This is a genomic window from Streptomyces sp. NPDC030809 (genome assembly GCF_055572195.1).
Genome location: NZ_JBVIDV010000002.1, coordinates 132,529 through 152,153 on the forward strand (window position 1 = coordinate 132,529; position 19,625 = coordinate 152,153).

17 protein-coding genes are annotated in these 19,625 nt (G+C 72.5%); 8 read left to right on the plus strand and 9 right to left on the minus strand.

Annotated features, from left to right (window positions below):
• Nucleotides 1–69: 69 nt before the first annotated feature.
• Nucleotides 70–1,452 (minus strand): glycine--tRNA ligase, encoded by a 1,383-nt coding sequence (locus tag ACZ407_RS03300; RefSeq protein WP_468125077.1) that lies wholly within the window; start codon nucleotides 1,450–1,452, stop codon nucleotides 70–72.
• Nucleotides 1,453–1,607: 155 nt separating this feature from the next.
• Between ACZ407_RS03300 and ACZ407_RS03305 the strand changes: the two genes are divergently transcribed.
• The 4 genes from ACZ407_RS03305 (at nucleotide 1,608) to ACZ407_RS03320 (ending at nucleotide 4,795) form a co-directional block, all read left to right on the plus strand.
• Nucleotides 1,608–2,576: a metal ABC transporter substrate-binding protein gene (locus ACZ407_RS03305; RefSeq protein WP_468125079.1), complete on the plus strand. Its 969-nt coding sequence runs from the start codon at nucleotides 1,608–1,610 to the stop codon at nucleotides 2,574–2,576.
• Nucleotides 2,577–2,605: 29 nt separating this feature from the next.
• On the plus strand, nucleotides 2,606–3,424 hold the full coding sequence (locus ACZ407_RS03310; RefSeq protein WP_468125467.1) for a metal ABC transporter ATP-binding protein: 819 nt from the start codon (nucleotides 2,606–2,608) through the stop codon (nucleotides 3,422–3,424).
• On the plus strand, nucleotides 3,424–4,290 hold the full coding sequence (locus tag ACZ407_RS03315; RefSeq protein ID WP_468125080.1) for a metal ABC transporter permease: 867 nt from the start codon (nucleotides 3,424–3,426) through the stop codon (nucleotides 4,288–4,290). Before ACZ407_RS03310 ends, ACZ407_RS03315 begins: the two co-directional genes overlap by 1 nt.
• A 76-nt stretch (nucleotides 4,291–4,366) precedes the next feature.
• The gene (locus tag ACZ407_RS03320) at nucleotides 4,367–4,795 is read left to right on the plus strand and encodes a Fur family transcriptional regulator (protein WP_468125081.1); all 429 of its coding nucleotides are present in this window, start codon (nucleotides 4,367–4,369) and stop codon (nucleotides 4,793–4,795) included.
• A 108-nt stretch (nucleotides 4,796–4,903) separates the two neighbouring features.
• Here ACZ407_RS03320 and ACZ407_RS03325 read toward each other — a convergent pair whose 3' ends face one another.
• The 4 genes from ACZ407_RS03325 to ACZ407_RS03340 all read right to left on the minus strand — a co-directional run bounded on the left by ACZ407_RS03325 (nucleotide 4,904) and on the right by ACZ407_RS03340 (nucleotide 9,549).
• Nucleotides 4,904–5,731, minus strand: coding sequence for an isoprenyl transferase (locus ACZ407_RS03325; RefSeq protein ID WP_468125083.1), 828 nt, complete (start codon nucleotides 5,729–5,731; stop codon nucleotides 4,904–4,906).
• 13 nt (nucleotides 5,732–5,744) lie between these two features.
• Nucleotides 5,745–6,491, minus strand: a complete 747-nt coding sequence (recO, locus tag ACZ407_RS03330; RefSeq protein ID WP_468125085.1) for a DNA repair protein RecO — start codon at nucleotides 6,489–6,491, stop codon at nucleotides 5,745–5,747.
• A 213-nt stretch (nucleotides 6,492–6,704) separates the two neighbouring features.
• Complete coding sequence (locus tag ACZ407_RS03335) at nucleotides 6,705–8,264, minus strand: nucleobase:cation symporter-2 family protein (protein ID WP_468125086.1); 1,560 nt, start codon at nucleotides 8,262–8,264, stop codon at nucleotides 6,705–6,707.
• A 598-nt stretch (nucleotides 8,265–8,862) separates the two neighbouring features.
• On the minus strand, nucleotides 8,863–9,549 hold the full coding sequence (locus ACZ407_RS03340) for a tellurite resistance TerB family protein (protein WP_468125087.1): 687 nt from the start codon (nucleotides 9,547–9,549) through the stop codon (nucleotides 8,863–8,865).
• Between the two features lie 172 nt (nucleotides 9,550–9,721).
• On the opposite strand from ACZ407_RS03340, the gene ACZ407_RS03345 reads away from it, so the two are divergent.
• The gene (locus ACZ407_RS03345) at nucleotides 9,722–10,480 is read left to right on the plus strand and encodes an SDR family NAD(P)-dependent oxidoreductase (protein WP_468125089.1); all 759 of its coding nucleotides are present in this window, start codon (nucleotides 9,722–9,724) and stop codon (nucleotides 10,478–10,480) included.
• A 101-nt stretch (nucleotides 10,481–10,581) separates the two neighbouring features.
• On the opposite strand, the gene leuA is transcribed toward ACZ407_RS03345, so the two are convergent.
• Complete coding sequence (gene leuA, locus ACZ407_RS03350; protein WP_468125090.1) at nucleotides 10,582–12,339, minus strand: 2-isopropylmalate synthase; 1,758 nt, start codon at nucleotides 12,337–12,339, stop codon at nucleotides 10,582–10,584.
• Nucleotides 12,340–12,709: 370 nt separating this feature from the next.
• Here leuA and ACZ407_RS03355 point away from each other — a divergent pair, with 370 nt between their 5' ends.
• The 3 genes from ACZ407_RS03355 to ACZ407_RS03365 all read left to right on the plus strand — a co-directional run bounded on the left by ACZ407_RS03355 (nucleotide 12,710) and on the right by ACZ407_RS03365 (nucleotide 14,947).
• On the plus strand, nucleotides 12,710–13,771 hold the full coding sequence (locus ACZ407_RS03355; RefSeq protein ID WP_468125092.1) for a M4 family metallopeptidase: 1,062 nt from the start codon (nucleotides 12,710–12,712) through the stop codon (nucleotides 13,769–13,771).
• Between the two features lie 19 nt (nucleotides 13,772–13,790).
• Nucleotides 13,791–14,060, plus strand: coding sequence for a protealysin inhibitor emfourin (locus ACZ407_RS03360; RefSeq protein WP_468125093.1), 270 nt, complete (start codon nucleotides 13,791–13,793; stop codon nucleotides 14,058–14,060).
• 71 nt (nucleotides 14,061–14,131) lie between these two features.
• The gene (locus tag ACZ407_RS03365) at nucleotides 14,132–14,947 is read left to right on the plus strand and encodes a GNAT family N-acetyltransferase (protein ID WP_468125095.1); all 816 of its coding nucleotides are present in this window, start codon (nucleotides 14,132–14,134) and stop codon (nucleotides 14,945–14,947) included.
• Nucleotides 14,948–15,101: 154 nt separating this feature from the next.
• Here the strand turns inward: ACZ407_RS03365 and era are convergent, their stop codons facing one another.
• The 3 genes from era to ACZ407_RS03380 all read right to left on the minus strand — a co-directional run bounded on the left by era (nucleotide 15,102) and on the right by ACZ407_RS03380 (nucleotide 19,572).
• Complete coding sequence (gene era / locus ACZ407_RS03370; RefSeq protein WP_468125469.1) at nucleotides 15,102–16,052, minus strand: GTPase Era; 951 nt, start codon at nucleotides 16,050–16,052, stop codon at nucleotides 15,102–15,104.
• 953 nt (nucleotides 16,053–17,005) lie between these two features.
• Nucleotides 17,006–18,334: a WxL domain-containing protein gene (locus ACZ407_RS03375; protein ID WP_468125097.1), complete on the minus strand. Its 1,329-nt coding sequence runs from the start codon at nucleotides 18,332–18,334 to the stop codon at nucleotides 17,006–17,008.
• 212 nt (nucleotides 18,335–18,546) lie between these two features.
• Complete coding sequence (locus ACZ407_RS03380) at nucleotides 18,547–19,572, minus strand: GlxA family transcriptional regulator (protein ID WP_468125098.1); 1,026 nt, start codon at nucleotides 19,570–19,572, stop codon at nucleotides 18,547–18,549.
• Between the last annotated feature and the right edge of the window lie 53 nt (nucleotides 19,573–19,625).

Genomic DNA, 19,625 nt, shown 5'->3' on the forward strand with positions numbered 1-19,625 from the left:
CCGTGCGCGTCTGCACACGGGCCACGGCCTTTTCCGCCGTTCCGGATCGCCTTCCGGATCGACCGGCTGCTAGCAGCCGATCAGACGCGCACCCAGGTAGGCCTGGATCTGGTCGAGGGACACGCGCTCCTGCTTCATGGTGTCGCGCTCGCGCACGGTCACCGCGTTGTCGTCCAGGGTGTCGAAGTCGACAGTGACGCAGAACGGGGTGCCGATCTCGTCCTGACGGCGGTAGCGGCGGCCGATGGCGCCCGCGTCGTCGAACTCGATGTTCCAGTTGCGGCGCAGGTCGGCGGCGAGGCCCTTGGCCTTCGGGGACAGCTGCGGGTTGCGGGACAGCGGCAGCACCGCGACCTTGACCGGCGCCAGGCGCGGGTCGAGGCGCATGACGGTGCGCTTCTCCATGACGCCCTTGGCGTTGGGGGCCTCGTCCTCGATGTACGCGTCGAGCATGAAGGCGAGCATGGCGCGGTTGACGCCGGCCGCCGGCTCGATGACGTACGGGGTCCAGCGCTCGCCGGCCTCCTGGTCGAAGTACGTCAGGTCCTGGCCGGAGGCCTGGGAGTGCGCCTTCAGGTCGAAGTCGGTGCGGTTGGCCACGCCCTCGAGCTCGGAGAACTCGGAGCCGCCGAAGTTGAAGCGGTACTCGATGTCGGCGGTGCGCTTCGAGTAGTGGGACAGCTTCTCCTTCGGGTGCTCGTACCAGCGGATGTTGTCCTCGCGGATGCCGAGGTCGCGGTACCAGTTCCACCGCTCCTGCATCCAGTACTCCTGCCACTGCTCGTCCTCGCCCGGCTTGACGAAGAACTCCATCTCCATCTGCTCGAACTCGCGGGTGCGGAAGATGAAGTTGCCCGGAGTGATCTCGTTCCGGAAGGACTTGCCCATCTGCGCGATGCCGAACGGGGGCTTCTTGCGCGAGGTCAGCTGCACCTGGGCGAAGTTGGTGAAGATGCCCTGGGCGGTCTCGGGGCGCAGGTACGCCTTGGAGCCGGTGTCCTGGGTCGGGCCGAGGTGGGTCTCCAGCATGCCGGAGAACTGCTTGGGCTCGGTGAACTGGCCCTTGACGCCGCAGTTGGGGCAGTTGACGTCGGCGAGGCCGTTCTCGGGGAGGCGGCCGTGCTTGGCCTCGTACGCCTCCTCCAGGTGGTCGGCGCGGTGGCGCTTGTGGCAGGAGGTGCACTCGGTCAGCGGGTCCGAGAAGGTCGCGACGTGACCGGAGGCCACCCAGACCTCGGGCGCCAGGATCACGGAGGAGTCGATGCCGACGACGTCCTCGCGGGAGGTCACCATCGCCTTCCACCACTGGCGCTTGATGTTCTCCTTGAGCTCGACACCCAGCGGCCCGTAGTCCCAGGCGGCACGCTGACCGCCGTAGATCTCGCTGCACGGGTAGACGAAGCCACGGCGCTTGCTGAGGCTGACGATGGTGTCGATCTTGTCGGCGGCCACGGTGCTCTCTTCATTACGAGGATGAACGGCGAAGGCCTCAGGGTACCGGCGCCCTCACCCCCACTTTCAAATCGGTTCCTCTATACCGCGCGCGAGGCAGGCGCGCACGCCGGGGCTTTTGACAATCGTTTCCATTTTTGATGAAAATGACTGTCATGAACGTACGACGCCTCATACCCGCCACCGCCCTCGCCGGAGCAGTCGCCCTCGGCGCGACGGCCCTGACCGCCTGCTCCGGAGCCAACGCCGCCGGCTCGGCGGACGGCAAGCTGAGCGTGGTCGCGTCGTTCTACCCCCTCCAGTTCCTCGCCGAGCAGATAGGCGGGGAGCACACCGCGGTCTCCTCCCTGACCAAGCCGGGAGTCGAGCCCCACGACCTGGAGATCACCCCCCGCCAGACCGCCCGGCTCGACGAGTCGGACGTGGTCCTCTACCTGAAGTCGCTCCAGCCGGCCGTGGACAAGGCCGTGGAGCAGGCCGGGGCCGAGACGAAGATCGACGCCGCCGCGCTGACCACCATGGAGGTCCACCACCTCGCCGGCGAGGAGGACCACGAGCACGGCGCCGAGGGCGACGGGCACGGCCACGACCACGGCGAGGCCGGCGAGGACCCGCACGTCTGGCTGGACCCGGTGAAGTACGCGGAGATCGCCCGCGGGGTCGGCAAGGCCTTCGAGAAGGCGGACCCGGCCCACGCCGCCGACTACGAGAAGAACACCGCGGACCTGGTCGCCCGGCTCGGCGCCCTGGACACCGAGTTCAAGAACGGCCTGAAGGACACCGCGGGCAAGACCTTCATCACCACCCACTCCGCCTTCGGCTACCTCGCCGAGCGCTACGGGCTGGACCAGGAGGGCATCGCGGGCGTGGACCCCGAGTCCGAGCCCAGCCCCGCCCGCATGAAGGAGCTCCAGGCGCTGGCGAAGAAGGAGAAGGTCTCGACCGTCTTCTTCGAGACCCTGGCCAGCCCCAAGACCGCCGACACCCTCGCCGAGGACCTCGGCCTCAAGACGGACGTGCTGGACCCCCTGGAGGGGATCTCCGACAAGTCCCAGGGCAAGGACTACTTCGAGGTCATGCGGTCCAACCTCAAGAACCTCGAAAAGGCGCTCGGCGCCAAGTGACCACCACAGCAGTGACGGAGGCGCAGGCCATGGAGTCGACCCTGCCCGCACAGGCACCCGGACCGGACGGTCCCGCAGCGGCGGACCGGACCGTCATATCCCTGCGCGGGGCCACCGCCTCGCTCGGTTCGCGCACCGTCCTGCGCGGCATCGACCTCACCGTCCGGCGCGGCGAGGTCGTCGCCCTGCTCGGGGCCAACGGCTCCGGCAAGTCGACCGCGGTGCGCTCGGTCGTCGGCCAGGTGCCGCTGAGCGGGGGCGAACTCGCCCTGTTCGGGACCCCGTTCAAGCGCTTCCGCGACTGGTCCCGGATCGGCTACGTACCGCAGCGCACCACCGCCGCCGGCGGGGTGCCCGCGACCGTCCGCGAGGTGGTCTCCGCCGGCCGGCTGGCCCGCACCCGCTTCGGGTTCCTGCGCAAGGCGGACCGGGCCGCGGTGGACCGGGCCCTGGAGCTCGTCGACATGCTCCCGCACGCCGAGTCCTCGGTGAACGCCCTCTCCGGCGGCCAGCACCAGCGGGTGTTGATCGCCCGCGCCCTCGCCGTCGAGCCCGAACTGCTGATCATGGACGAGCCGATGGCGGGCGTGGACCTCGCCAACCAGGAGGTGCTGGCGAGCGCCCTGCGGCAGCAGGTGGCCGTCGGCACCACCGTGCTGCTCGTCCTCCACGAGCTCGGCCCGCTGGAGCCCCTCATCGACCGCGCCGTCGTGCTCCGCGACGGCTGCGTGGTCCACGACGGGCCGCCCCCCGAGGCCGTCGGCCAGCACGCGCTGCCCGGCCACGACCACGTACACCCCCACGCGGCCCACGACGCCGAGCCGCTCCGGACGGGACTGCTGAGCTGATGGAATTCCTGACCCCCGCCTTCATGCAGCGGGCGCTGATCGCCGCCGCCCTGGTCGGCATCACCGCCCCCGCCATCGGCACGTACCTCGTGCAGCGCCGCCAGGCCGTCATGGGCGACGGCATCGGGCACGTGGCCATGACCGGAGTGGCCCTCGGCTTCTTCCTCCAGTCCAGCCCGGTGTGGATGGCCACCCTCGTCGCGATCGTCGGCGCGGTCGGCATGGAGCTGATCCGCTCCCGCGGGCGCACCAGCGGGGACATCGCGCTGGCCGTGCTCTTCTACGGGGGCATGGCCGGCGGTGTCATGATCATCAACATGGCGCCAGGCGGCTCCACCGCCAACCTGATCAGCTACATGTTCGGCTCGATCACGACGGTCGCCCCCGAGGACGTCACCGCCATCGCCCTGCTCGCGGTCTTCGTCATCGCGGTCACCGTGGGCCTGCGGCGCCAGCTGTTCGCCGTCTGCCAGGACGAGGAGTTCGCCAAGGTCACCGGTCTCCCGGTGCGCGCGCTGAACCTGCTGATCGCGGTCACCGCCGCGGTCACCGTCACCGTCGCCATGCGGATCGTGGGCCTGCTGCTGGTCAGCGCCATGATGGTGATCCCGGTCGCGGCCGCCCAGCGGCTCACCCGCGGGTTCATGGCCACCCTGGCCCTGGCCATCGGGATCAGCCTGACCGTCTCGCTGGCCGGCACGGTCACCACGTACTACGTGGAGGCGCCCTCCGGCGCCGCCATCGTGCTCCTCGCCATCGGCGTCTTCCTCGCCCTCTCGCTGCTGTCCGCGCCGTTGGCCAGAAGGCGTGCCAAGGCGGCCCGGGCCACCGCCGAGGTGTGCACCGGGGACGACGTGAAGGTCTGATACCCGGGCCGCACGGAGCGCCCGCAGTACGGGCGGCCTGGCACAATGGCCCTTCGGCCGATGTGAGGAGGAACCGGTGGGGACTGCGCCTGGCGAGACGAGCAGCGCGCCAGTACGGGGACGGTCGACCCGGCAGCGCGCAGCCGTGGCAGCGGCGCTGGACGAGGTGGACGAGTTCCGCAGCGCCCAGGAGCTGCACGACATGCTCAAGCACCGCGGCGACTCCGTGGGCCTGACCACCGTGTACCGCACCCTGCAGTCGCTGGCCGACGCCGGCGAGGTCGACGTCCTGCGCACCAGCGACGGGGAGGCCGTCTACCGCCGCTGCTCCAGCGGCGAGCACCACCACCACCTGGTCTGCCGGATGTGCGGCAAGGCCGTGGAGGTCGAGGGTCCGGCGGTGGAGAAGTGGGCCGACGCCATCGCCGCGGAGCACGGCTACGTGAACGTGGCCCACACCGTGGAGATCTTCGGCACCTGCGCGGACTGCGCCGCCGGCGCGTAGCGTCCGCCGTACGCAGAGCACCCCCGGGAACGCACCCGGAAACCCGCGAGGGCCCGCAGACGGATTCCGTCCGCGGGCCCTCGGCGCAAGGACGCCTGCCGGCTCACGTCAGGACGGCTGGCCCTGGCCCGGGATCTCGTTCGGGAGGGCGCCGCCGAAGCGGCGGTCGCGCTGGGCGTACTCCAGGCAGGCCCGCCACAGGTCGCGGCGGTCGAAGTCGGGCCACAGCACGTCCTGGAAGATCATCTCGGCGTAGCTGCTCTGCCAGATCAGGTAGTTGGACGTGCGCATCTCGCCGCTCGGGCGCAGGAACAGGTCCACGTCCGGCATGTCCGGGTAGTACAGGTACTTCTGGAAGGTCTTCTCGTTGACCTTGGACGGGTCGAGCCGGCCGGAGGCCACGTCGCGGGCGATCGCCTGCGCCGCGTCCGCGATCTCGGCCCGGCCGCCGTAGTTCACGCAGAAGTAGAGGGTCATCGCGTCGTTGTCGACGGTCTGCTCCTGGGCGACCTGGAGCTCCTGGACGACCGACTTCCACATCTTGGGCATGCGGCCCACCCAGCGGATCCGGATGCCGAGGGCGTTCATCTCGTCGCGGCGGCGGCGGATGACATCGCGGTTGAAGTTCATCAGGAAGCGGACCTCTTCGGGCGAGCGCTTCCAGTTCTCGGTGGAGAAGGCGTAGAGGGAGAGGTTCTTGACGCCCATCTCCAGGCAGCCCTTGAGCACGTCGAGGACCACGCCCTCGCCGACCTTGTGGCCCTCGGTGCGCGGCAGCCCGCGCTCCTTGGCCCAGCGGCCGTTTCCGTCCATGACGATGGCGACGTGGTTGGGGACCAGCTCGCCGGGGATCTTCGGCGGGCGGGCACCGGAGGGGTGCGGCTCGGGAGTGAGGTACTCGCGGCGGGTGCGTCCCAGGATCCCGCGTCGTGCCATGTCGCTGCGCTCCTTATTTCTCTACGTAACGCAAGGAGCGTAGCCCGCGCTCCAGATGCCAGTGCAGGTAGGCGGAGACCAGCCCGCTGCCCTCCCGGACGTACCGCGGCTCGCAGGAGTCCGCGGTGGCCCAGTCGCCCGTCAGCAGGGCGCTGAGCAGTCCGATGGCCTCCGCCGAGGGTACGACGCTGCCGGGGACCCGGCAGTCCCCGCATATCACTCCGCCGGCGGCCACCGAGAAGTGCCGGTTGGGGCCGTGGATGCCGCACTTCGCGCAGTCCTCGAACGAGGGGGCGTAGCCGTTGACGGCGAGGGAGCGCAGCAGGAAGGCGTCGAGGATGAGGTGCGGCTCGTGCTCGCCGCGGGCGAGGGTGCGCAGGGCGCCGACGAGCAGCAGGTACTGCTGGACGGCGGGCTCGCCCTCCTGGTCGGTGAACCGTTCCGCCGTCTCCAGCATCGCGGTGCCGGCGGTGTAGCGGGCGTAGTCGGTGACGATGCCGCCGCCGTACGGGGCGATGATCTCGGTCTGGGTGCAGAGCGGCAGGCTGCGGCCGACGAGGTCGCTGCCGCGGGCGAAGAACTGCACGTCCACGTGGGAGAAAGGTTCCAGCCGGGCGCCGAACTTGGACTTGGTCCGGCGCACTCCGCGGGCGACGGCCCGGACCCGGCCGTGGCCGCGGGTGAGGATCGTGATGATGCGGTCCGCCTCGCCCAGCTTCTGGGTGCGCAGCACGATGCCGTCGTCGCGGAACAGACTCATGGGCCCATTGTCCCGTACCCGCAGCGGCGGCCGGGCCGGGTGCGGCGGGCCCGCCGGTCGGGGGCGACGCTCCGGAGGCTGCCGCTCCGGTGGGGCGGCGGGCGGTACGGCGGCCGGACCGTGCGCCGACGGCCGGTACGGAGGACGGACCGTGCGCCGACGGCAGTGGCCCCGGCCGGGGCAGGAACCCGGCCGGGGACACCCCTTGGGAGGTCAGGAGGCCGGTGCGGGGGCGCTGTCGCCCTCGCCGGCGGCCGCCGCCTGCGCCGGGACGACTGCCGGGGACTCCGGGGCGGCGCCGACGGCCGCCGGTACGGCGGGGGCGTCCGCGGGCGCCTCCGGGGACGCCGTGGACTCCGGGGCGCCGGCTCCGCTGCCGGCCGCCTCCTGCCCGGCCTCCCGCCCCGCGTCCTCCTTGCCGCCCAGCCCGTTGAAGACCAGGTTGAGGACGATCGCGGCGGTGGCACCGAGGGTGACGCCGCTTTCGAGCAGGGAGCGCAGGTCGCCGCCCATGTGCTTGGCGAAGTACAGCGGCACGGTGGCCGGGAAGAGCGCGAAGGCCAGCGAGACGCCGATGATCAGGGCGTTCTTCTCGTCCTTCAGGTCCACCTTGGCCAGGGTCTGGATGCCGGCCAGGGCGACCATGCCGAACATCACGGTGGCGGCGCCGCCGAGCACGCCCGGCGGGACGGAGGCCACGATCGCGGCCGCCTTCGGCAGCAGGCCGAGCAGGATCATGAAGACGCCGGCGGCGACCACGACGAACCGGCTCTTGACCTTCGTCATGCGGACCAGGCCGACGTTCTCGGCGAAGGCCACGTACGGGAAGGAGTTGAGGACCCCGCCGAGGGCGGTGGCGGCGCCGTCGGCGCGCAGGGCGCGGGCGACGGTCTCGCTGTCCACCTCCTTGCCGACGATGTCGCCGACGGCGTACGTGTCGCCGGTCGTCTCGACCATGGTGATCAGCATGACGATCAGCATGAGGAGGATCGGGAACCACTCGAACTTCGGCGCACCGAAGTGGAACGGGGTGGTGACGCCGATCCAGTCCGAGGACTCGACCCCGCCGAACTCGGCGTCGCCCAGCAGGAAGGCCACGGCCGTGCCGCCGACCAGGCCGAGCAGGATCGCGATGCTGGAGAGGAAGGGCTTGCCCAGGCGCATCAGGACGAGGATGAACGCCATGGTGCCGGCGGCGTAGGCGAGCTGGGTGGGGACACCGCCGTCGCCGAGGGTGGGCGGGCCGCCGACGGCGTCCCGGAGGCCGACCGGGATCAGCACGATGCCGAGCACGGTGATCACGGTGCCGGTGACCACCGGCGGGAAGAGCCGCATCACCGCGCGGAACGCCGAGGCGGGCAGCCAGGCGAAGGCGAAGGTGGCGAGGCCGGCGGTGATGACCGCGCCGTAGATGACCAGGAGCGCCGCGGCGCCGCCGCCCGCGCCCAGGCCGATGGCGATCATCGGGGAGACGGCGGTGAAGGTGACGCCCTGGATCAGCGGGAGCCGGGCGCCGATGCGGCCGATGCCGAAGGCCTGGATGATCGAGGCGATACCGCAGGTGAAGAGGTCTGCGTTGATCAGGTAGACCAGCTGTTCGGGGCTCAGCTTCAGCGCGCTGCCGACGATGATCGGGACGATCACCGCGCCGGCGTAGAAGGCGAGTACGTGCTGGAAGCCGTACAGCGCGAGCTTGGGGAGGGGGAGCACCTCGTCGACCGGGTGCGTGCTCTGCTCTCCGTTGGCGGAAAGCCGGGCGGCGACACGTGCCATCTCTGCCTTGCCCTTCAAGAGGTAGGTAAGTGAGAGGAGATCTGGTTATCCCTGGGCGTCGCTCGGGTGGCCGCCAGGGTTGTCAGTGCAGTCACGTGGTCGGGGCCGTGAGCTGTGCGGAGCCGGGCCTCGGCGTGTGACCGGAATCAAACGCCCGTGACCCGCCTCACGAACATCGTGGACTTCTACAAACTGTTGATGCGCAGGCGGCAGCGTTTTGTGGGATCACCTCATGGCGGTGGACGCGGGCCTGCGCTATGGGCACCGGAGGGCGGTACCGCCGATTTGCGGTGCGCGCGCGTGAAGATCCCGTCCGGGCCGGGCCCGTGACCAGCGCACACGCCCGTTCCGCGAAGCGAAGCGGAATGCCGTGTGAACATCCCGTGAAAGCGGTTGCCCCGGCAGGTCAACCGAGTCCGCGGCAGCTTCGGAACGATCGATTCCGGCCATGCGGAACCGCTCCGACCTCCGGGTAGGGGCAAATCGTTACCGGCGCGCGGGCCGCCCGGCGGCTCCCGGGCCGCCGCGCGACAGCAGCAAGGAACGCCGAATCTGCTGTCCGGCGGCACGGCCGGACGGCGAGCAGGCGGCCGGCCGCTCAGCCCGAGGCCCGGACCCCCGCCAGCAGCCGGGCCACGTCGTCCCCCGTCAGCCGCAGGGCCGTGCCCACGGTCGCCAGGACCTCCCGCTCGGCCGGGCTGTACGGGCCGTCCGAGAGGGCGATCCGGGCCCCCTGGAGCAGCACCGACTCGCGCCCGGCCGGCGCCAGGTGCGCCGACAGCGGCTCCAGTGCCTCGTGCAACTCGATGGACAGGGCGGCCCCGAACATGTCCGCGGACAGCCGGCCGGAGTCCACCGACAGGGCGTCCACCATCGCCGCCAGCTCCTCCTCGGTGCACTCCTCGGAGCCCGCCGCACGCACCTCGGACACCGCGGCCTCCAGGACGGCCCGGGAGCCGGTGCCGCCCGCGGTGAGCACCGCCAGGGCCACCGTGTGGACCGCGTCGCGCAGCATCGCCGAGAAGCGGGTGCAGGTGGGGTGGTCCAGGACCTCGGTCCCGAAGCGCTCGCGGCAGCTCCCGCACTCGACGACCGGACCCGCCGTCCCGCGCGGCAGCAGCGGGACCCCCAGCAGGGTGAAGCGGCGGCGGCCGGTGCGCTGGCGGTAGTTGCGGTCTCCGCCGCATCCGGGGCAGAAGAACTCGCCGTCGCCGACGGTGCTCCAGGTGGTACGGATGCCGCACACGGTCCACTTCCGGCCGGTCTCACCCCGAGCAGGCAGCACGTCCCACCTCCGTAACCTTTCGGCAACATCGCCGCGTTGGCGTGATGTTAGCCACACCGGTGTGGCCGTGGCAGCCCTGTGACAAGACAACTCCCCACTCCCGAAGGCAGTTGGCCGAAGTGCGCCCCTGCGCGCCCCTGGATGCGCCCCCGCTCCCCTTACGGTGTCGGCCGTGAAGGACAAGTCCTGTCTGGTGACCGGAGCCGCGAGCGGGATCGGCCGGGCGACCGCCCTGCTGCTGGCCCGCGAGGGCGCCGGGGTCACCGCCACCGACGTGAACGAAGCGGGGCTCGCGGCCCTGCGCGCCGAGCTCGCCGCCGAGGACGTCCCGGTCGAGACGGTCACCGGCGACGTCTCGGATCCGGCCGACAACCGCCGTATGGTCGCCGCCGCGGTGCGTGCTTTCGGCCGCCTGGACGTGGCCGTGGCGAACGCCGGGGTGCTGCCCCTGTCGGACGTCCGCGAGACCACTCCGGAGGACTGGGACCGGGTCATGGCCATCGACGGCCGCGGCATGTTCCTGACCTGCAAGTACGCCATCGAGGCCATGACCGCCCAGGAGCGTCCCGGCGGGGCCCTGGTCTGCGTGTCCTCGGTCTCCGGGGTGGCCGGGCAGGCCCGGCAGGCCGCGTACGGCCCGGCGAAGTTCGTGGCCTCGGGGCTCACCGCCCACCTGGCCGTGGAATGGGCCCCGCACGGCATCCGCGTCAACGCGGTGGCACCCGGAACCATCCGTACGGAACGGGTGCTGGCCCTGCCCGGGGAGCCGGGCGGGTCCGAGTACCTGGAGGAGATGATCGCCGCGCACCCGATGGGGCGGCTCGGGGAGCCGGCCGAGGTGGCCCGGGCGATCGCCTTCCTGGCCTCGGACGCGGCCTCGTTCATCACGGGCGCCGTGCTGCCCGTGGACGGCGGCTACCTCGCCCGGTAGCGGATGCGGCGGGACCCCGCCCTCCCGGAGGAGGAGCGGGGTCCCGGTGCGTTCCGTGCGCCTTCCGCGAGCCGTCGGCGCGCGGTCGGCGAGCGGTCAGGTCAGCGGAAGGTGCGGTTGACCGCGGAGACGACCGCCTTCAGCGAGGAGCGCGTGGTGTTGGCGTCGATGCCGATGCCCCACAGCACGCGGCCGTCGATCACGCACTCGATGTACGAGGCGGCCTGCGAGGAGGCGCCCTCGCTCATGGTGTGCTCGCTGTAGTCCAGCAGGCGGGCGTCGATGCCCATGCCGGCCAGGGCCTCGAAGAAGGCCGAGATCGGGCCGTTGCCGGTTCCGGTCAGCACCGTCTCGATGCCGTCCACGACCGCCTCGACGGTCAGGGTGTCCGAGCCGTCCTTGTCGGTGGTCGACTGGCCCGAGCGCAGCTGGATGCGGCCCCACGGGTTCTCGGGGTTGGGCAGGTACTCGTCCTGGAAGACGTTCCAGATGTCCTTCGGCGTGACCTCGCCGCCCTCGGCGTCGGTCTTGGCCTGGATGATCCGCGAGAACTCGATCTGCATCCGGCGCGGCAGGTCCAGCTTGTGGTCGTTCTTCAGGACGTACGCGATGCCGCCCTTGCCGGACTGCGAGTTGACGCGGATGACGGCCTCGTACGAGCGGCCGACGTCCTTCGGGTCGATCGGCAGGTACGGGACGGCCCACTCGATCTCGTCCACGGTCTTGCCCTGGGCGGCCGCGTCGGCCTCCATGGCGTCGAAGCCCTTCTTGATGGCGTCCTGGTGGGAGCCGGAGAAGGCGGTGTAGACCAGGTCGCCCGCGTAGGGGTGGCGCGGGTGGACCTCCATCTGGTTGCAGTACTCGGACGTGCGGCGGATCTCGTCGATCTGCGAGAAGTCGATCTGCGGGTCCACGCCCTGCGAGAACAGGTTCATGCCCAGCGTGATCAGGTCCACGTTGCCGGTGCGCTCGCCCTGGCCGAACAGGCAGCCCTCGACCCGGTCCGCGCCGGCCATCAGGGCCAGTTCGGCGGCGGCCACGGCGGTGCCGCGGTCGTTGTGCGGGTGGACGGAGATGCAGATGTGCTCGCGGCGGGTCAGGTTGCGGGCCATCCACTCGAAGCGGTCCGCGTGCGTGGACGGGGTCGAACGCTCCACGGTGGCGGGCAGGTTCAGGATGATCTCGCGGCCCTCTTCCGGCTGCCACACGTCGCAGACGGCCTCGCAGACCTCCAGGGCGAAGTCCAGCTCGGTGTCGGTGAAGATCTCCGGGCTGTACTGGTACCCGAAGACCGTCTCGTCGCCCAGGATCTTCTCGGCGTACTCCATGACCAGGCGGGTGCCGTCGACGGCGATCTGCTTGATCTGCTCCTTGGAGCCGCGGAAGACGACCCGGCGGAAGGTCGGGGCGGTCGCGTTGTACAGGTGCACGGTGGCGCGCTTGGCGCCGCGCAGGGACTCCACGGTCCGCTCGATCAGGTCCTCGCGGGCCTGGGTCAGTACGGAGATCGTGACGTCGTCCGGGATGGCGCCCTCTTCGATGATGGAGCGCACGAAGTTGAAGTCGGTCTCGCCGGAGGACGGGAAGCCGACCTCGATCTCCTTGTAGCCCATGCGCACCAGCAGGTCGAACATCTCGCGCTTGCGGGCGGGGCTCATCGGGTCGATCAGGGCCTGGTTGCCGTCGCGCAGGTCGGTGGACAGCCAGCGGGGCGCCTTGGTGATGCGCTGGTTCGGCCAGGTGCGGTCGGGCAGGTCCACCTGCTCGTAGACGCCGTACTTGTGGATCGGCATCCCGGAAGGCTTCTGCATGTGGGTCGCGTTGGTGATGGGCGTGGGGCGACCGATGGGCTGAGTCATTGCGTAGGGCTCCTCGCGTGTCCGCGTGTCTTTCGCTGAACGGCCGACGGGTCGTAACGGCATCACCAGACTCCGCGGGGAGGGGGTCGGCCTACGACTACAGGCCCTCGCCGCGGCAGCTAAGGAGAAGCAGCCCGAAACGCATGATGGACGGAACCCTAGCCGAGCCGCGCCGGGAGCGCGTGGCCGTTCCAGTATGCGGGACCGCATTTCCGTCATGTCCGGAATGTGACGTATGCCGCTCGGGCCGGAGCGGAGGTCCGGTCGATCCGTCAACGAGCCCGGGCGCGTTTCAGACAAGCGAATGAATCATGGTCGCATGTAGTGACAGCCCCGTCACGCGGTGCCACATTGCTGTCGCATGGATGCCATGGCTGCTGCCTTCCACCCCGTGTTCTGCACGATCGTGCCGCCCCACCTGCTGGACCGGCTCGCCCAGTCCGACAACCACCTCGTCGCCGAGCCGGCCCGCCGGACCCTCATCGCCGACGCCTCCCTGCGCACCACCCGGCGGCTGAACACCGTCATCGGCGTGGCCCCGCTCGACCTGGCGGAACCGGCCGGCGACCAGCCGAACCGCACCGTCCACGACGCCCGCAACGGCCTGGACCTCCCCGGCGAGATCGTCCGCCGCGAGGGCTCGGAGGCCGGGCAGGACGCGACGGTCAACCGCGCCTACGCCGGCCTCGGAGCCACCTTCGACCTGTTCCTGAAGGCGTTCGGGCGCAATTCGATCGACGGCGAGGGCCTGCCGCTGGTCGCCACCGTCCACTACGACGAGAACTACGGGAACGCCTTCTGGAACGGCGAGCAGATGGTGTTCGGCGACGGGGACGGGGAGGTCTTCCTCGACTTCACGATCCCCGTGGACGTCATCGGCCACGAGCTGGCCCACGGCGTCACCCAGTACACGGCGAACCTGACGTACTTCGGCCAGCCCGGGGCCCTCAACGAGTCCATGTCGGACGTCTTCGGCTCCCTGATCAAGCAGTACACCCTCGGCCAGACGGCCGCCGAGGCGGACTGGCTGATCGGCGCCGGCCTCTTCGCCCCCTCCGTCGAGGGCACCGCCCTGCGCTCGATGAAGGCCCCCGGCACCGCGTACGACGACGACGTGCTCGGCAAGGACCCGCAGCCGGCCACGATGGACGACTACGTGCGCACCGGCCGGGACAACGGCGGGGTCCACATCAACTCGGGCATCCCCAACCACGCCTTCTACCTGGCGGCCACCGCCCTCGGCGGCCACTCCTGGGAGCGGGCCGGGCAGATCTGGTACGACACCCTGACCGGCGGGGAGCTCGACAAGAAGGCCACGTTCGCCGACTTCGCCCGGCTGTCGGTGGCGGCGGCGGTGGCCCGCTACGGCGAGGGCGAGGAGCAGCAGGCGCTGCTGAAGGCCTGGTCCCAGGTGGGTGTGCCGACCTCCTGAGCGCGGTAGGAAACCTGACATGCGGATCGAAGTGCACCGGACGGGCGGTTTCGCCGGCATCGAGCGGCGGGCCGAGGTGGACGTCTCGGACAAGGAGGACGAGCAGGAGTGGCGGGCACTGGCGGAGCTGGCGCTGCGGCCGGGCCCGCCCCGCCCCGCCTCCTCCGGGGTCCGGGACGGCTTCTCGTACCGGATCACCGTGGACGGCCGGACGGTGCACTGCGCCGATCCCGACCTGACCGACGCCCAGCGGCAGCTGGTCACCCGGGTCCTCAAGGAGGGCGCGTAGGCCGTGCCTGCCGGATCGGCGCGCCCGGTAATCGGAGTGCCCTGCCCGGGCATCTTTGCCAGGATGCCCGGGTGATCATTTCTGACGACACCCTCCCCGCACTCGAGCGCTACTACGACACCGTGCCGCGCGTGGGAGGTGCCCGTGCCGAGGACTTCGGCCCGCTGACCCTTTTCGTGCAGGAGGACCCGACGGGCTGGCAGTACTACGCCCGCCCCACCCTGGGCGGCACGGCCCCGGTGACCCCGGAGGACGTGGGGCGGGTGCTGGAGCGCCAGCGCGAGCTGAAGGTGCCCCAGGCCTTCGAGTGGGTGGCGGAGACCAGTCCGGGGCTGCGGGCCGCCGTGGAGGCCGCGGGCGTGCCCGTGCACGCCCATCCGCTGATGGTGCTGGACCCGGCGGCCGAGCCCGTGCCCCCGCATCCGGAGGTGCGGCTGCTGGGCTCCGAGGACCCGCTCCTGCTCGCGGCGGTGACCGTGCCTGCGCTGGCCTTCGCCTCCCCGGGGACGGCCCCGGGCGAGACCGGGGTCGCGGAGCTGGGCCGGCAGATGGCCGACCCGGGCAGCGAGGTGCGCCGGGCCTACGTGGCGCGGAAGCTGGCGGCCGGCACCACGGCGCTGGCGGCGGCCGTGCGCGACGGGGTGGTGCTGTGCGCGGGCCAGTACAACCCGGTCGGGGACGTGGCCGAGGTGGTCGGCGTGGGCACCCTGCCCACGGCCCGCCGCCAGGGGCTGGCCCTGGGGGTGACGGCGGCCCTGGTGGCCGCGGCCCGCGGGGCGGGGGCGCGGACGGTGTTCCTGTCGGCCGGGGACGAGGACGTGGCCCGGATCTACACGCGGGCCGGCTTCCGCCGCGCGGGTACGGCCCTGATCGCCGAAGCCGGGTAGCGGCACGCAGGTGTGCGGACGTGCGTGAGGGGCGGCCCCGGGTGGGTGCCGCCCCTCTTGCGCGTCGTACGGTCCGGCCGCACAGGCCGGACGGGTCCGGTCTTGCCGGTCGTACGGGTCCGGCCGGGCCGGGAGACGGGGTCGGGCCCCGGTCTCAGAAGCCGAGCTTGCGCAGCTGCTTCGGGTCCCGCTGCCAGTCCTTGGCGACCTTCACGTGCAGGTCCAGGAAGACCGGGGTGCCGAGCAGGGCCTCGATGTGCTTGCGGGACTTCATGCCGACCTCCTTCAGGCGCGAGCCCTTGGGGCCGATGATGATGCCCTTCTGGCTGGGGCGCTCGATGTAGACGTTGGCGTGGATGTCGAGCAGCGGCTTGTCGGCCGGGCGGTTCTCGCGCGGCAGCATCTCCTCGACCACCACGGCGATCGAGTGCGGCAGCTCGTCGCGGACGCCTTCGAGGGCGGCCTCGCGGATCAGCTCCGCGACCATGACCATCTCGGGCTCGTCGGTGAGGTCGCCCTCGGGGTAGAGCGGCGGGCTCTCCGGCAGCAGCGGGGCGATCAGGTCCGCCAGCAGCTGCACCTGCTTGTCGCCGACGGCCGAGACGGGGACGATCTCCGCCCACTCGATGCCCAGCTCGGCCCCGAGCTGCTGGATCGCGAGCAGCTGCTCGGCCAGCGCCTTGGAGTCCACCAGGTCCGTCTTGGTGACGATGGCGATCTTCGGGGTCTTCTTGATCCCGGCGAGCTCCTTGGCGATGAACTTGTCGCCGGGGCCGATCTTCTGGTCGGCGGGCAGGCAGAAGCCGATCACGTCCACCTCGGCCCAGGTGGTGCGCACGACGTCGTTGAGCCGCTCGCCGAGCAGGGTGCGCGGCTTGTGGAGTCCGGGCGTGTCCACCAGGACCAGCTGGGCGTCCGGGCGGTGCACGATGCCGCGGACGGTGTGCCGGGTGGTCTGCGGCCGGTTGGAGGTGATCGCGACCTTCGTGCCCACGAGTGCGTTGGTCAGGGTCGACTTGCCCGCGTTGGGCCGGCCCACGAAGCAGGCGAAGCCCGCGCGGTGCGCGGTGGTGGACGAGGGGGAACGATCGCTCATGCGGGCCATTCTCCCCGATGCGGCCGCGCGTGCCGACCAGTACCGCCGCCCGGCGGCCGCCAGGGCGATCGCGAGGAGGAACGCGACGGCGCCGGCGGCCGCGCCCCAAGGGCCGGTGCGGAATCCGGCGGCGGCCCGGTCCCGGGCCTCGCCCGCGGTGACGGTGACGCGGATCTCGGGCCGGTCGAAGGCGGGCAGCCCGCGCCAGCGCTCCGCGAGCCGGACCCGGGTGCCGGGCAGCAGGTCCGAGGGCAGCCGGCCGAGCGGGCGGTCCAGCAGCCGCCGCCCGAAGAGGCCCTCGGCCCGCAGGGTGCCCGCGGGGTGCAGGGTGACGTTCCCCAGGTTGTGGAGCGTGTACGCGACGACGGCGGTGTCCGAGCCCGCCGGGCGGGTCACCGTGAGCCCCTCGACGGCCAGCGCCGGGGCGGCGGGGCCGGCGACGCGCAGGTGCACCCGGGCGGCCACGGCCCGCTGCACCGCGATGCTCCCGCCGCCCGGCCCTCCCCCGGCCGGCTCGGCCAGGGCGACGATCGCACCGGGGTGGTCCCCGGGCTCGGCCCGCTCGGGCACGGCGAGGGTGAAGGGGACGGTGACGGCGGCCCGCGCGGGCACCGTGATCCGGTCCCGGGCCAGGCGGGTCCAGGCCCCCACCCCGCGCCGGGGCTCGTCGGGGCCGCGGACGGCGAAGCCGCCGTCCCGGGCGGTGTTGTACGCGTCGGCGGCGTAGAGCCGGAAGACCAGCGGCCGTGCGGTGCGGTTGCCGACCGTGACCCGGTCGGTGACGGCCGTGCCGGGAGCGGCGGCCAGGTAGAAGTAGGGGCGCTGGGCGATCCGGGTGGCGGCGGGCTGCACCGACCACTGCCCGTTGTCGGCCGCGTGCGCCGCGCCGCCCGCCGGACCCGCCAGGAGGGCCGCGAGGGCGAGCAGGACGGCGGCCGCCGCGCGCAGCCAACGGGGCCCGGTCACGACAGGGTCAGGGTCAGGACCGCCGTGTAGGCGCCGGGGGCCGTGTAGGCCGGGACCTGCAAGGACACCTCGGCGTCCACCGTGAACTCCCCGCCCACCAGGGCCGCGTCGGGGGTGCTCGCCAGGGTGGCGCCTTCGCCCAGCGGGCCCGGGCTGCCGGGGGCGCAGGTGCTCGGGCTGCCCTCCCGGGTGGTGCACGAGGGCTTCCAGGTGAGCCGGGCGCCGTCCAGCCGCACCCCGCCGGGGCCGGTGAAGTCGGTGAGCCGGCCGGTGAGCGACCAGCCGGCGGGCCCGCCGCGCAGGTCCTGCACGGTGACGGTGCGGATCCGCCCGGTGGCCGCGCCGCCCTCCCCGTACGGCACGGGCGTCAGGGCGGTCTCCTCGCCCTCCTGGACCATGGACAGGGAGCCCGGCACCACGTCCAGGGTCATCCGCTGGGTGCCGGGCAGCTGCGGGACGGCCTCGACCACGGTGTACGCGGCCGGGCCCGCGCCCCGTTCCGAGGTCCAGGCGGGCCCTTCGTACGCGGTGACGGCCGTGGTGGTGCGGTCCGCGACGGGCAGCTCGGCGGAGAGGGTGCCGAGGGCGTCGGCGGTGGCGGTGGTCCGGTCGGCGGTCCCGGCGGCCCCGGACCTTCCGGCGAGGGTGACGGCGGCCCCGGGGGTGAAGCCGGCCCCGGTCACGCGGACCCGGGCACCCGGGCGCCCGGCGGCGGTGCCGAGGGCGATGGCCCGCCGGTTGGCGCCGGGCGGGGCGGGGGCGGCGGTGAGCCGGGCGGCGGCCGGGCGCGGCGCGGCCGGATCGGGGGTGCAGGTGGTGTCCAGCTCCGCGAGGTGTCCGCTGTGCACGGTGTAGTCCCCGGGGGCGAGGGTGATCTCGCCGGGGTCGGTGACCGTGAAGGTGCCGGTCATGGTGAAGGCGGGGAACGGGGTCCGGGCGGGCACGGGGTCGTTGCGCTTGGGCCCGGTCACGGTCACCGCGCCCTGCTGGGCGCCGCCGAGGAGGACCTTTCCGGTGGGCGTGAGCACGTCGGCGGGCAGGGTGGCGTCCAGGGGGTTCCCGGCGGCGGTCCGCGCCACCCGGTAGGTCACGGTGACGGTGTCGCCGACTTGCGGTGCGGGGTTGTCCACCGCCAGGGTCGCGGTGGTCGGGCCGTCCGCCGGCGGGAGTCCGGCCTCCTGCGGCGGCACGCAGTGCGTGGGGAACCCGACCGTGCCGGTGCCGTCCCGGCCCGCCGCCGTCGCGGGCGCCACCGCCCCGCCCGCCGCGGCGAGCGCGACCGCCGCCAGTGCCGCCGGCCAGCGGCGGTGCGTGCCTGCTCCCATCGCGTCTCCCCAGGCGTGCCCGTCCGGCCGGCGCCGGCTGCGCACATTCACGAGTCCCGACCCGCAGAAGTCAATACCGCCCGAACCCATGGACTGATGGCCCATCAGCTATTGGCAAGGTGCGCCGAGGCCTTCGGGGTCTCCGCCCGCGACCCCCGGTCCTCGAACGCCGGTCCTCGATCGCCGGTCTCGATCGCCGGACGGGCCGGAATTCAACCCCGGGCCCCCGGGGCTGCTCCCCCGCCCTCGCGGAACGTGCGCCGGTAGGCGGTCGGAGTCACCCCCAGGGCGGACTGGAGGTGCTTGCGCAGCGACTGCGCCGTGCCGAAACCCGCCTCCCGGGCCACCCGCTCCATCGGCAGCCCCGTGGTCTCCAGCAGCTGCCGCGCCCGCTCCACCCGCTGCCGGACCAGCCACTGCCCGGGGCTGAGCCCGGACTCCTCGCGGAAGCGGCGGGTGAAGGTGCGTACCGACATGGCCTCCTCCCGGGCCAGCTCGCTCAGCCGCAGCGGCTCGTGCAGCCGGTCCAGGATCCGCCCCCGGGCCGCGGCCGTGCTCGCGAGCTGCGGCTCGGGCAGCGGCCGTTCGATGAACTGGGCCTGGCCCCCGTCCCGGTGCGGCGGCACCACCGTCCGCCGGGCCACGTCGTTGGCCACCGCCGAGCCGTGGTCCCGGCGCACCAGGTGCAGGCAGAGGTCGATGCCCGCGGCCACCCCCGCCGAGGTGAGCACGTCGCCGTCGTCGATGAACAGCACGTCGGGGTCCACCTCGACGGCCGGGAACAGCCGCTGGAAGTGCTCGGCCGAGGCCCAGTGCGTGGTGGCCCGGCGCCCGTCGAGCCGGCCCGCCGCGGCCAGCACGTAACTGCCGGTGCAGATGGAGACGAGCCGGGCGCCGGGGCGCACGTGTGCCAGGGCGGCGGCCAGTTCGGGGGTGAGCCGGCCCTCGTCGTAGACCGGGCCGAGCTCGTAGGAGGCGGGCACGACGACCGTGTCGGCGGTGGCCAGCAGCTCCGGTCCGTGCTCGACGGTGATGGCGAAGTCCGCGTCGGTCTGCACCGGCCCGGCGGCCAGCCCGCAGGTCAGGATCTCGTACAGGGGCCGCCCGGCCGGGTCCGCGGCCCGCCCGAAGATGCGGTGCGGGATGCCGAGTTCGAAGGGCAGCAGGCCCGGCAGGGCGAGGACGACGACGCGGTGCGGGGCCCGCCCGGGGGCGGCACCGGGGACAGCAGCAGCCATGGCCCGATCGTAGCGAATGCTGTCCCCCGGGCCACTCGAACAGCGGATCCGGC

Coding starts and splice junctions, on each gene's coding strand:
- recO (WP_468125085.1), bottom strand. CDS start 6,491: ATGAGTCTGTTCCGCGACGACGGCATCGTGCTGCGCACCCAGAAGCTG.
- ACZ407_RS03380 (WP_468125098.1), bottom strand. CDS start 19,572: ATGGCTGCTGCTGTCCCCGGTGCCGCCCCCGGGCGGGCCCCGCACCGC.
- ACZ407_RS03375 (WP_468125097.1), bottom strand. CDS start 18,334: ATGGGAGCAGGCACGCACCGCCGCTGGCCGGCGGCACTGGCGGCGGTC.
- leuA (WP_468125090.1), bottom strand. CDS start 12,339: ATGACTCAGCCCATCGGTCGCCCCACGCCCATCACCAACGCGACCCAC.
- ACZ407_RS03305 (WP_468125079.1), top strand. CDS start 1,608: ATGAACGTACGACGCCTCATACCCGCCACCGCCCTCGCCGGAGCAGTC.
- ACZ407_RS03315 (WP_468125080.1), top strand. CDS start 3,424: ATGGAATTCCTGACCCCCGCCTTCATGCAGCGGGCGCTGATCGCCGCC.
- ACZ407_RS03325 (WP_468125083.1), bottom strand. CDS start 5,731: ATGGCACGACGCGGGATCCTGGGACGCACCCGCCGCGAGTACCTCACT.
- ACZ407_RS03335 (WP_468125086.1), bottom strand. CDS start 8,264: ATGGCACGTGTCGCCGCCCGGCTTTCCGCCAACGGAGAGCAGAGCACG.
- ACZ407_RS03310 (WP_468125467.1), top strand. CDS start 2,606: ATGGAGTCGACCCTGCCCGCACAGGCACCCGGACCGGACGGTCCCGCA.
- ACZ407_RS03355 (WP_468125092.1), top strand. CDS start 12,710: ATGGCTGCTGCCTTCCACCCCGTGTTCTGCACGATCGTGCCGCCCCAC.
- era (WP_468125469.1), bottom strand. CDS start 16,052: ATGGCCCGCATGAGCGATCGTTCCCCCTCGTCCACCACCGCGCACCGC.
- ACZ407_RS03360 (WP_468125093.1), top strand. CDS start 13,791: ATGCGGATCGAAGTGCACCGGACGGGCGGTTTCGCCGGCATCGAGCGG.